At 66.2% G+C, this 11,931-nt stretch carries 10 protein-coding genes and 2 tRNA genes; 2 read left to right on the top strand and 10 right to left on the bottom strand.

Annotation, left to right across the window (positions count from 1 at the left end):
- Positions 1–2: 2 nt before the first annotated feature.
- Positions 3–503, bottom strand: coding sequence for a lactoylglutathione lyase family protein (locus tag IFR23_RS12790; RefSeq protein WP_192976238.1), 501 nt, complete (start codon positions 501–503; stop codon positions 3–5).
- A 79-nt stretch (positions 504–582) separates the two neighbouring features.
- Here IFR23_RS12790 and IFR23_RS12785 point away from each other — a divergent pair, with 79 nt between their 5' ends.
- On the top strand, positions 583–1,461 hold the full coding sequence (locus IFR23_RS12785; RefSeq protein WP_197978419.1) for a LysR family transcriptional regulator: 879 nt from the start codon (positions 583–585) through the stop codon (positions 1,459–1,461).
- 210 nt (positions 1,462–1,671) lie between these two features.
- On the opposite strand, the gene IFR23_RS12780 is transcribed toward IFR23_RS12785, so the two are convergent.
- The 6 genes from IFR23_RS12780 to IFR23_RS12755 all read right to left on the bottom strand — a co-directional run bounded on the left by IFR23_RS12780 (position 1,672) and on the right by IFR23_RS12755 (position 7,649).
- A tRNA-Lys gene (locus tag IFR23_RS12780) sits at positions 1,672–1,747 on the bottom strand.
- A gap of 157 nt (positions 1,748–1,904) precedes the next feature.
- A complete protein-coding gene (rodA, locus tag IFR23_RS12775; protein ID WP_192976237.1) occupies positions 1,905–3,011 on the bottom strand; it encodes a rod shape-determining protein RodA in 1,107 nt (368 codons plus the stop codon).
- Between the two features lie 19 nt (positions 3,012–3,030).
- A complete protein-coding gene (mrdA, locus tag IFR23_RS12770; RefSeq protein ID WP_192976236.1) occupies positions 3,031–5,103 on the bottom strand; it encodes a penicillin-binding protein 2 in 2,073 nt (690 codons plus the stop codon).
- Entirely contained in the window at positions 5,100–5,630 is a 531-nt protein-coding gene (mreD, locus tag IFR23_RS12765; RefSeq protein WP_342344952.1) for a rod shape-determining protein MreD, read from the bottom strand. Before mreD ends, mrdA begins: the two co-directional genes overlap by 4 nt.
- Positions 5,627–6,499 (bottom strand): rod shape-determining protein MreC, encoded by an 873-nt coding sequence (gene mreC / locus IFR23_RS12760; protein WP_192976235.1) that lies wholly within the window; start codon positions 6,497–6,499, stop codon positions 5,627–5,629. The genes mreD and mreC overlap by 4 nt, the downstream gene beginning before the upstream one ends.
- A 106-nt stretch (positions 6,500–6,605) precedes the next feature.
- Complete coding sequence (locus tag IFR23_RS12755; RefSeq protein ID WP_055878614.1) at positions 6,606–7,649, bottom strand: rod shape-determining protein; 1,044 nt, start codon at positions 7,647–7,649, stop codon at positions 6,606–6,608.
- 141 nt (positions 7,650–7,790) lie between these two features.
- Here IFR23_RS12755 and mutL point away from each other — a divergent pair, with 141 nt between their 5' ends.
- Positions 7,791–9,596, top strand: a complete 1,806-nt coding sequence (mutL, locus tag IFR23_RS12750) for a DNA mismatch repair endonuclease MutL (protein ID WP_192976234.1) — start codon at positions 7,791–7,793, stop codon at positions 9,594–9,596.
- Between the two features lie 205 nt (positions 9,597–9,801).
- Here mutL and IFR23_RS12745 read toward each other — a convergent pair.
- From IFR23_RS12745 to IFR23_RS12735, 3 genes are all read right to left on the bottom strand, one after another.
- Positions 9,802–9,877, bottom strand: a tRNA-Ile gene (locus tag IFR23_RS12745).
- Between the two features lie 121 nt (positions 9,878–9,998).
- Entirely contained in the window at positions 9,999–10,265 is a 267-nt protein-coding gene (locus IFR23_RS12740; RefSeq protein WP_107963659.1) for a hypothetical protein, read from the bottom strand.
- Between the two features lie 154 nt (positions 10,266–10,419).
- Positions 10,420–11,823 (bottom strand): M20/M25/M40 family metallo-hydrolase, encoded by a 1,404-nt coding sequence (locus tag IFR23_RS12735; RefSeq protein WP_192976233.1) that lies wholly within the window; start codon positions 11,821–11,823, stop codon positions 10,420–10,422.
- Positions 11,824–11,931 lie beyond the last annotated feature (108 nt).

Here is an 11,931-nt window from a genome sequence, read left to right as displayed (position 1 = left end):
GGTCAGGAATAGGCACCGGCCGAGTAGGTCAGCTCATAGCTATGGCTATAGAGTTCGAGGATGTTGCCGAACGGATCCTCCATATAGACCATTCGGAACGGCTTCTCGCCCGGGAAGTATTCGCGCACCGGCATGCGCTGCTTGCCGCCCGCCGCGACGATTTTGGCGGCGAGACCTTCGACGTCGGGGTCCTGCACGCAGAAGTGAAAGATGCCCGATTTCCAATATTCGAAGTTATTCTCGCGCTTCTCGGCGTTCCGGAACTCGAACATCTCCACGCCGACGCGGTCGCCCGTCGAAAGATGCGCGATCCTGAACGATCCCCAGCCAGCGCCGAACACATCGGTGCACATCACGCCGATCGCGCTGTCGTCCTCGGCAACCGTCGTCGGCGGCATGATCAGATACCAGCCGAGCACGCCGGTGTAGAACGTCACGGCTTGGTCGAGATCGGTGACCGACAGGCCGATATGCGAAAAACTGCGGGGGTAGGGGGCGACCATCACGTGTCCTCTTGCTGTCCGAACCAGATGGAGGCAGCCGATTATTAGCGAAACCAGCGTGTCCTTATGGCATCTATAAATGATGGTTATGCTGAACCCGCTCTGGATCCGTAGTGCCGTCGCGCTCGCCGAGGCCGGCAGCTTCACGCGCGCGGCCGCGGTCCTCGATCTGACCCAGGCTGCGGTCAGCCAGCATGTCGGCCAGCTCGAAACCCGGCTCGGTGCCATCGTGATCCGTCGCTCGCGCCGGCTGGAGTGGACCCCTGCCGGCCTCGCGCTGCTCGAGTATGCACGCGAACTGGAAGCCGCGGACAAGCGGCTGGCGGCGAGGTTGGCGGATACCGATGCGTTGCGCGGCGCGCTCGATCTCGTCACGCCGGGTAGCGTAGGATTGCTGCTCTATCCGCTGTTACTCGATCTGCAACGCGCCGAGCCCGGTCTGGTAATCCGCCATCGTTTCGCGCCGGACAGCGAGGTCATCGATGCGGTCGCGTCCAATCGTTCCGAGCTGGGTATTGCTACCACGCGTAGCGAAGACCCGCGCCTGACGGCGACGCCGTTCCTCGAAGAACCGCTCGAACTCATCGTTCCCGCAGGCGAGACGGTTCGCGACTGGCACGATCTGGAGCGGATCGGGTTCATCGATCACCCCGACGGCCAGGCGATGGCGACCCGTCTGCTGTCGCGGCGGTTCGACGGCAATCCGGGCGTGCGTCGCTTGCCCGTGCGCGGCTTCAGCAACCAGATCAGCCTGATCCTCGAGCCGGTCGCGCGCGGACTGGGCTTCACCGTACTCCCGCGTTACGCCCGTCAGGCGTTCGACAAGGCGTTGCACATCCGTGTCGTCGAAGGCGTCGCGGTCGTGGACACGCTGTGGTTGATCCACCGATCCGAATGGCCGCTGTCGGTGCGGGCCGGCCATGTTCTACGTTATCTGAAAGCCGAGATAGGCCGCTAGGGCGCAGCGTGGCTGGATAAAAGCGCTGCCGAATGTCCAGCGGCTGAGCAGCCTGGGGAGCAGGCTGACGGGATGCCGAGCGCAAATCAGGTGACGCCGCAGCCAAGAGAGAAGGCTCCGGTCACGATCGCCAACTAATCGCGGTGCGAGCCCATTCCAACTCACGCTAGTGAATGAAGTGGAGTCAGGTGTCTGTCAATTAAAAAGAAATGGTGGACGCACTTGGGCTCGAACCAAGGACCCGCTGATTAAGAGTCAGCTGCTCTACCAACTGAGCTATGCGTCCATTCCAGGGCGGTTTTGAGTGGCGCCCTGGTGTGGCGCCCCGCTGCTGGAGGCGCGCTGTTAGCAGACTCATCGGGGGCCGCAACCCCCTTTTCGTCGATCCGAGTCCGTTTTCGTCGATCGTGTCGCTTTTTCGCGAATTAAGTCGGTTTTTCGCCTCACCAGCCGACCGTCTTGCGGTTCTGGCGATCGATCGACATCAAGATGCCGAGGCACAGCAACACGGTCATCTGCGCCGAGCTGCCAAAGCTCACCAGCGGCAGCGGGATGCCGACGACGGGGGCGAGGCCCATCACCATCATCAGGTTGATCGCGACGTAAAAGAAGATCGTCGTCGACAGCCCGGCGGCGGTCAGCCGGCCGAAGCGGGTCTGCGCACGCTGACCGACCTCGATGCCCCAGCGGATCACCAGCAGGAAGGCGAGGATCAGCAGGCAGCCGCCGACCAGGCCCCATTCCTCCGCCATCGTCGCGAAGACGAAGTCGGTATGCCCCTCGGGGAGGTAGTCCAGGTGGCTCTGCGTGCCCTGGAGGAAGCCCTTGCCCCAGATCCCGCCCGAACCGATCGCGATCTTCGACTGGCTGATGTGATAGCCGGTACCGAGCGGATCGCTCTCGGGGTCGAGGAAGATCAGGATGCGGTTGCGCTGATAGTCGTGCAGCGCGAAGTTGATCGCGAGTGGGATCGCCACGGCCGCGCCGATCGCGCCGCCGACGAAAAGCCGAAGCGGGATGCCCGCGAGGAACATCACTGTCGCGCCGCCCGCACAGATCATCAGCGCGGTGCCGAGATCGGGCTGAAGCATCACCAGCGCCGCGGGCACGCCGATCAGCATCGCCGCCGGCCAGACCGCGCCGAACCGTCGCGTTTCGTTGGGGGGCAGCATGTCGTAGAATTTGGCGCAGGCGAGCACGATCGCCGGCTTCATGAACTCGGACGGCTGCAGGCGGATGAAACCGAGGTCTAGCCAGCGTTGCGATCCACCCGAGACTTTCCCCAGCAGTTCCACCGCGAGCAACGAGACGACGAGGATCGCATAGGTCGGCAGCGATCCCGCCTTCCAGACGCCCTCGGGCACGTAGGAGAGGCCGATCGCGCCGGCCAGCAGCACGAAGAAGCGGATGCCCTGCGACAATGCCCAGGGGTGCAGCGAGCCGCCTGCTGCCGAATACAGCACGACCTGGCCGAAACAGCCGATCGCGACCACCAGCAGGATCACGAGCCACGGCAGCTTGGCGAGCGGTTCGGGGACGATACGGTTCATCGCTTGCGCTCGGTTGGGGTCACGGCTGGCGGTCCCTTGAATCATCCTCGGCCACCGTCGCGCCGGGCGCGGTGAGCGCTTCCTGCGTGGCGTTGGCCATGTCGGTGGCGTTGGCGACCGCAGGCGCGTCGCTCGGCACGATCGCGTCGGTCTTGGTGGCGATCGCGGCGGGCGGTGCGGACTGCGCCTTGCGGTACGCCTCCGCTGTCGCCGCCATGCGCGTGCGGATATCGCCGCCCCAGGTCGGTTCGACCTCGGCGAGCGACTTCAACGCACGCTCCCGGTCGAGCATGTAGGTCATGATGTCGCGGCCGATCATCGGCGTGTCGAGATTGCGCACCGTGTGGCCGTTATGCTCGAGCACCACCGCGAGCGCATAACGCGGGTTATCGGCAGGCGCGAAACCGATGAACAGCGCGTGGTCGCGCATCTTGAACGGCAGCTGCCCGTTCTTCAGCACGCCCGAGCGCCGTTCGGCCATCGTGATGCGGCGGACCTGCGCGGTGCCGGTCTTGCCCGCGATCGCGACGCCGGGGATCAGCAGTTTCGCCGCGCCGCCGGTGCCGCCCTGGTTGATCACCCCGAACATCGCGTCGCGGACGCGCGCGAGATGCTCGGAATCGATCGCGAGGGCAGGGGAGTCGCGGTGGACTTGGGCAGCGAGGATGCTTGGCTGCAATGCGCGTCCGGACGCCAAGCGCGCGGCCATCACCGCGAGCTGCAACGGGTTGGCCAGCACATAGCCCTGGCCGATCGACGCGTTGAGCGAATCCGCGACCGTCCAATCGTGCTTGTACTTCTTCAGCTTCCACGCCGGATCGGGCACCGTGCCGTAGCGCTGCGTCGAGAAGGGCAGATCGAACTTCTGGCCTAGGCCGAGCGTGCGCGCGATCGGCGCGATTGCGTTGTAGCCGACCCGCCGCGCCATCTCGTAGAAATAGATGTCGCAGCTCTGCATGATCGCGTTCTTGAGATCGAGCGGACCGTGGCCGCTTTTCTTGTGGCAGTGGAACACGCTGGTCCCGAGCCGCATCGCGCCGGAACAATTGACGCGGGTCATCGGATCGACGCCGGCGTTCATCAGCGCAAGGCCGTTCATCGGCTTGACGGTCGACCCCGGCGGATACAGCCCCTGCGTGACCTTGTTCATTAGCGGCACGTGATCGTCGTCGCTCAGCATCTGCCATTCGAGATGGCTGATCCCGTCCGAAAAGCTGTTCGGATCATAGGCAGGCATCGACACCATCGCGAGCATCTCGCCGGTGCGGGTGTCGAGCACGACGACCGATCCGGAGTTGGTGCCAAGCCGCCTTGCAGCGTATTCCTGAAGCCCCGCGTCGATCGTCAGCCGTGCGGTCTTGCCGGGGACGTCGGGCTTGGTCGCGAGTTCGGCGACCAGCTTGCCGCGCGCGGTGACCTCGACCCGCTTGGCGCCGGCGACGCCGCGGAGTTCGGCCTCTAGCATCTTCTCGAGCCCGTCCTTGCCGAGCTTGAAGCCTGGCGTGACGAGCAACGGATCGCGTGTCTTTTTGTACTGTTCGGCGTTGGGCACGCCGACATAGCCGGTGAGGTGCGCGACCGCCGCGCCCGCCGGATAACTGCGCGCGAACCCGCGCGTCGGCGCGACGCCGGGCAGCTCGGGCAGGCGGACGCTGACCGCGGCGAACCGCTCCCAGTCGAGATTCTCCGCGACCTGGACCGGCTGGAACCCGGCGGCGTGTTCGAGATCGATCGCGATCCGCTCGACTTCCTCGGGCGGCAACTGGAGGATGCGGCCGAGCAGCGGCAGCACGCGCTCCTTGTCGCGCAGGCGGTCGGGGATGATGTCGACGCGGAAATCGGTACGGTTGTTGGCGATCGGCACGCCGTGGCGGTCGACGATCCAGCCGCGGCGCGGCGGCAACAGCGTCATGTTGACGCGGTTGCTCTCCGACAACATCGTATAGCGTTCGTTCTGCGCGATCGACAGCCACGCCATCCGGCCCGCGAGCAGCAGCCCGACGCCGCCTTGCGCCGCGCCCAGCATCCACGCGCGCCGCGAGAAGCTGTACGCCTGCGACATCTCGGTGACGATCCGCGGGGTATTCCTCATTCGGCGCCGCGCTTGTTCTGGATCGCCGCGACGATGCGGGCCGCCAGCGGGAACATGAGGATCGTGACCGCGATCTGCGCGATAAGGATAGTGTCGACATGCGCGCCGACCGGCACTGCGATGAAGCGGCCGGCAAGGATGCATGCCGCGATCAGCCCGCCGGCGATCAGCCAGTCCTGCCAATAATCACGAAACGCGAGCCGCTGTTCGATCATGTCGATCGCGACGAACGCGAGCGACCACATCAGCACCGCGCTGCCGAGCGGCTGGCCGCTGACGAGGTCGTCGAAGAAGCCGAGCGGGGCTGCGGCCCACGGCTTGAACGCGAACCGTGCGAGCAACCGCCACGCGAGCAGCATGACGAACCCGAACGGCGGGAGCAGCGGGATCGTCGCGACCACCGGGATGATCGTGACCAGCGACCCGGCAATTACGGTCGCCCAGGGGATCGCGCGCGACCGGCCAGCGGGAATCTTGGTCTCGAACGGCTTGTAGTCGACGCTGTCGACCAGGCGCGGCGGCATCATTGCTGGGTCACCGGGCGAGGCGGGGGCACGGGCATGAACATCCGCTCGACCAGCGCGAAGTCGAGCGTGTCGGGATCGGCGAACGCGCGCGCCATCACCGAGTCCGACCCCGCCTTGGTGACGCGCGCGACGGGCACGCCGGGCGCGTAGATCCCCCCGGTACCCGTCGTCACGAACAGGTCGCCCGCATTGAACCGGACGTTGGTCGCGTTGACCGAGCGGATGTCGATCATCCCGTCGCCGCGCCCCGCCGCGATCGCCGGCATGCCGTCACGCGTGCGGCGGACCGGCACGATGCTGTCGCCGTCGCTCAGCAACAGTATGCGCGCCGCGTTGGGGCCGGTCTCGACCACGCGCCCGATCAGCCCATCGGGGCCGCGCACCGGCATGCCGGGCAGCACGCCGTTCCAGCGGCCCGCATTGAGCAACGCATAGCGCCGCCCGCTCGACGCGCTCGAACTCACCAGCCGCGCGGTCACCACCGGCGTGGTCGAGCGTTCGCGGATCGCGAGCAGGCTGCGCAACCGGCGATTGTCATACGCGATCGTCCGCGCGCGCATCAGCAGCGCCCGCGTCCGCTCGCGATCAGCGCGCAACGCGACGTTCTCCTGCTTCACGAAGAAGTAGTTGCCGATCGCATCGGGAATGCCCGAGATCGACGAGCCGACCGTGGCGAGCCCCGTCGACACCGGCGTCGTCACGCCCGCGACACCCATCCGCAGCGCGGAAAAGGCGGGCGGATTGAACATCGAAGCGACGAGCAGCACCAGGCCCACCACCGCACCAGCGACGGCGAGCACATAGCCCATGAACACACCATATTGCCGACGCCGGGAAAACCCCGTGCGCCGGTCGCGGGCTGGCGCCATGCGCCTGTCCCCCTGTCTCGGGCGCCGCCGAAGTGCAGGGGGAACTACCCCTGCGACTCGGACGACGCGATTTCGTGTCCGCGTGTCTTAAAGCAAAAACAAACTCTTAGCCGCTCATCAGCACGCCGCGGAACAACGGATCCTCGAGCGCGCGACCGGTGCCGAGCGCGACGCAGGTCAGCGGGTCCTCGGCGACCGTCACCGGCAGCCCGGTCTCGTCACGCAGCACTTCGTCCAGACCCTGGAGCAGCGCGCCGCCACCGGTCAGCACGATGCCCTGGTCGACGATATCCGCGGCCAGTTCCGGCGCGGTGTTCTCGAGCGCGACACGAACGCCCTCGACGATCGTCGCGACCGGCTCGCTCAGTGCTTCGGCGATCTGGCCCTGGTTGATCTGGATCTCCTTGGGCACGCCGTTGACGAGATCGCGGCCCTTGATCTGGATGATCATGCCGATGCCGTCGACCGGCGGCTTGGCGATACCGACCTCCTTCTTGATCCGCTCCGCCGTCGCTTCGCCGATCAGCAGGTTATGGTTGCGGCGCACATAGCTGACGATCGCCTCGTCCATCTTGTCGCCGCCGACCCGCACCGACGTCGTGTAGGCGAGACCGCGCAGCGACAGCACCGCGACTTCGGTCGTGCCGCCGCCGATGTCGACGACCATCGAGCCGATCGGCTCGGTCACCGGCATGTCCGCGCCGATCGCCGCCGCCATCGGCTCCTCGATCAGCCAGACCTGCGACGCGCCCGCGTTCGACGCGGCATCGCGGATCGCGCGGCGCTCGACCTTGGTGGAACCCGACGGCACGCAGATTACGATCTCGGGCCAGCGCGCGAACTTGCGCGGGCCGTGGACCTTCTGGATGAAATACTTGATCATCTGCTCGGCGACGTCGATGTCGGCGATCACGCCGTCGCGTAAGGGGCGGATCGCCTCGATGTTACCCGGCGTCTTGCCCATCATCATCTTGGCGTCGTCACCGACCGCCTTGACGCGCTTGATGCCGTTGATCGTCTCGACCGCGACCACCGACGGCTCGTTCAGGACGATGCCGCGGCCACGGACGTAGACGACGGTGTTCGCGGTGCCGAGGTCGATCGCCATGTCGTGCGACATGAACTTGAAGAAACGCGAGTAGAAGGCCATTCAATCAGGGTCCCGTAATCCTTGGCCGCCGGACGGGCAGCCCATCGCACAAAAATCTCGCGTGGCCCGCCGGTGTTTAACTCACCGGGTGCTTGCGTTTGCGGGTCGCGGGATGCCGTCGCTTGGTCTAGACGCAAACCCATGTCAATACGGCGTCTCCCCGAGCATCTGGTCAATCGTATCGCCGCCGGTGAAGTGGTGGAAAGACCCGCCAGCGCGTTGAAGGAGTTAGTCGAAAACGCCATCGACGCGGGGGCAGGACGCATAGCGATTCTCCTCGTTGAGGGCGGGACTTCGCGGATCGAGGTGGCCGACGATGGCTGCGGGATGACTCCCGCCGACATGGCCTTAGCGCTCGAACGGCACGCGACCTCGAAGCTGCCCGACGAGTTTATCGAATCGGTCGTGACGCTCGGTTTTCGCGGCGAGGCGTTGCCCTCGATCGCGAGCGTCGCAACGCTGACGATCGAAAGCCGGATCCGCGGCGCCGAAGGCTGGGCGCGGACCGTCGACAATGGCCGCGTCGAGCGCGAAGGCCCCGCAGCCCTCCCGCCCGGCACGCGCGTCGTCGTCGAGGACCTGTTCGCGCGCGTCCCCGCCCGCCGCAAGTTCCTCCGCTCCCCGCGCGCCGAATACGCCGCGTGCCTCGACGTCGTCCGCCGGCTCGCGATGGCGCGTCCCGACATCGGCTTTACGCTGGAGCATGACGGCCGCCGCGCGCTGTCGGCGATGCAGGTCGAGGATCGGCCGGGCAGGGTAGCGACGCTCACCGACCGCGCGCTCGCCGACAATTCGGTCGCGATCGACTTGGAGCGCGAAGGTCTGGTGCTGGGCGGCGTCGCCAGCCTCCCCACTTACAATCGCGGCATCGCCGATCACCAGTATCTCTTCGTTAACGGCCGCCCGGTGAAGGACCGCCTGCTGATGGGCGCGATCCGCGGCGCCTATGCCGAGATGCTCCCGCGCGACCGCCACGCCGTCGTCGCGCTGTTCCTCGACATCCCCACCGACCAGGTCGACGTCAACGTCCACCCTGCCAAGACCGAAGTCCGCTTCCGCGACCCCGCGATGGTCAGAGGCCTCATAGTCTCTGGCCTCCGCCGCGCCCTGGACGCAGCCGGCCACCGCAGCCAACGCGCCAGCGACTCCGCGCTCGCCATGTGGCAACCGGAAAACATCTCCTCTCCCCCCGGGGGAGAGGAAGGGGCCCGTCCGCAAAGCGGATGGGAAGGTGAGGGCACGCCCCAGAGACTCCCCCTGGAAAACAGAAGCTACGGCGCGGTAAACGACTCTCGCCCAACCTTCTTCGCGTCACCCCCGCAGGCGCGCGCAGAACCCGCCTGGACACCTCCGCCGCAAACCGCAGCCTTCCCCATGGGCGTAGCCAGAGGCCAGGTCGCCAAGACCTACATAGTAGCCGAAGCCGAAGACGGCCTTGTCCTGGTCGACCAGCACGCCGCCCACGAGCGCCTCGTCCTCGAACGCATGCGCGCGGCCCTGATCGGCGGCACCATCGCGAGCCAGGCCCTCCTGATCCCCGAAGTCGTCGAACTCGACGAATCCGCCTGCGACCGCCTCGAATCCCGCGCCGAGGAACTGTCCGAGTTCGGCCTAGACCTCGAACGCTTCGGCCCCCACGCCATGCTGGTCCGCGCAACCCCAGCCCTGCTCGGTCAAAGCGACCCCAAAGGCCTCGTCACCGACCTGGCCGACGAACTCGCCGCCTTCGACGAAGCCCTCTCCCTAAAGGAACGCCTCGACGCCGTAGCCGGCACGATGGCCTGCCACGGCTCCGTCCGCGCCGGCCGAATCCTGTCGGTCCCCGAAATGAACGCGCTCCTCCGCGAAATGGAAGTCACCCCCCATTCCGGCCAATGCAACCACGGCCGTCCCACCTGGGTGAAGATCAGCCTCTACGATGTGGAAAAACTCTTTGGCCGCAAATAGGTGGCAAGCCAGTCTGGCGCCGACCTTCTGACATGAGTCGCCGGCGTCGTCGGGCCACGCGATCCTGAAGCTTCTGGCGTCACATCCAGCCGATGCGGCGAGGGACGGGTCTCGGATCGCGGAGGGCCTCACGCAGGATGCGCCCATCGCCACGTCCACACGTCGCAGCGAGCGAAAGAGCCATGTGTCGTCCGGCGAGAAAAATTGGTGGGCCCGGCAGGAATCGAACCCGCAACCTAGCCGTTATGAGCGGCCAGCTCTAACCGTTGAGCTACAGGCCCCACCGGCGCCTGCGTTAGCGCAAGCATCTGCAAAGCAAAAGACACAAAGAAAAAGGGCGCCCCCGAAGGAACGCCCTTTCCGACACTAATACTCTATCGAGCGCGAACGCCCGACAGGGTCTTAGTTCATGTTGTCGGTCTTCTCGTCGGCAGCGTCACGGACGTTGTCGGCAGCTGCGTTCATGTTGTCTGCAGCGTTCTCGAGCACGTCGGTAGCGACTGCGTTCGAGGTGTTGTCCGCCAGCGCGTCCATGTTGTCAGCCTGCATTTCCATGTTGTCAGCCAGCATGTCCGCGTTGTTCTCGACTGCGGCTGCTTCTGGCGACTTGCTGCATGCTGCGACGGACATCAGGCCGGCGGCAGCAGCGATCAGAACGATCTTCTTCATTCGAATGCTCCCAAGCATAGTTTCACTCGCGGCCGACCCGATTGCCGTCGCGAAGTCACGTCAAATAGCGGCACCCGGCGGGGGGTCAATCCGCTAAATTCATCTGTCCGCAAGGTTTGCGGCAGAACGATGACAGATTGGTTCATGCAATTCGTCACTTCTGGGGCACAATTGACCCGATTTCCTCAGGCGCATTGGCCACCGTGGCGATCACCGTGGTCCAGGCCGCGACGTTCTGGCGAAGCTGTTCGGGGTCGATCAGATCCAGCGTGTCCTCCGGCGTGTGGTGGTAATCGAAGTAGCGCAGGCCCGACTGGTTGAGGTCGATGCCAGCGACCCCCGTGGCGATTGTCGGTCCGACGTCGGTGCCGCCGTGGGGGGCGCCGGCCCCGCGAATGATCCCGAGCGGGGCGAGTGCGACCGCCAGGCGATCCTCGATGGGCTTGGCGGCGTCGGGTAAGCTGCTCTCGAACCGCCAGACGCGATCCGCACCGAAATCCGATTCGGCAGCGGTGGCGTGACGTTCGCCGGCGTGCGCCTTGGCGTAGGCGGCCCCGCCGAAGCCGCCGCTCTCCTCGTCGCCGAACCAGACGACGCGGATCGTGCGACGCGGGCGCTGGCCGCCGTCCATGACGATCTTAGCGGCCGCCGCTGTGATCGCGATGCCCGCGCCGTCGTCGATCGCACCGGTGCCGAGATCCCAGCTGTCGAGATGGCCGCCGACCAGCACGATGCCCGCCTTGGGATCGGTGCCCGGGACTTCGGCGACGACGTTGCCCGATTCGCGCATCCCGACCTGCTTGTCTTCAAGCACCAGCTTAAGCGTCACCGGCTTGCCGAGCTTCACCAGCCGCTCGACATGCTCGGCGTCCGCGACCGACAGCGCGGCGGCGGGAATCGGCGTCACGCCCGCGTCGAAATTGGTGTTGCCCGCGTGCGGCCCGCGGCCGTGATCGGTGCCGATCGACCGGATGACGATCGCCGCCGCGCCCTTCTTGGCGGCGACGTTAGGCCCGACGAAGCGCGCGGTGCCCTGCGATCCATAGCTCGATCCGTCCTGGGTCGGCTGCATCGCGTTCGACACGAAGGCGATCTTGCCCTTCAGGCTGCTATCAGGAGCGAGCGCCAGGTCGTTGTACGTCGCGAAATACACGATCGGCAGGGTCAGTCCGCCCGGCGGCGTCGCGCCCGAATTGCCGAGGCCGACCAGATGTAGCTTCTGCGCATAGGGTGCGACCAGTTCCCCGCTCTCCGCGCCGCGCGACCAGACCGGCAGCTGGTATGGCTCGACCCGGACGTTCTTGAACCCCAGCGCCTTCAGCTTCGCCACCGACCAGGCGCGCGCCCTTGGTGCCGCCTCGGTGCCCGTCATCCGCGGGCCGACCTCGGTCGTGATCCCCTCGACGATCTTGTACGCGGTGTCGTCGGTCAGCGCCTTGTCACGGAGTGCTGCGACCTTGGCGTCGACCGCGGTTGCCGGGGCGGCGGCGCGCTGCGCCACGACGGGAACGGCGGTGATGACGGCACAGGCCGCCAGAAATGGTGCGATACGCGTCATCGGCTATTCCCCTTGGTGTCGACCCACCGTTAGGTCCGAGCGCGCGCGTTGCCAACCTTCGCGCCTGCCCTTACATGCGCAGATCAATCCCGCCCTCACGAACACCCG

This window comes from Sphingomonas sp. CFBP 13603 (assembly GCF_014892665.1).
Classification (GTDB): Bacteria; Pseudomonadota; Alphaproteobacteria; order Sphingomonadales; family Sphingomonadaceae; genus Sphingomonas.
This window is presented reverse-complemented; position numbering and strand designations above follow the sequence as displayed.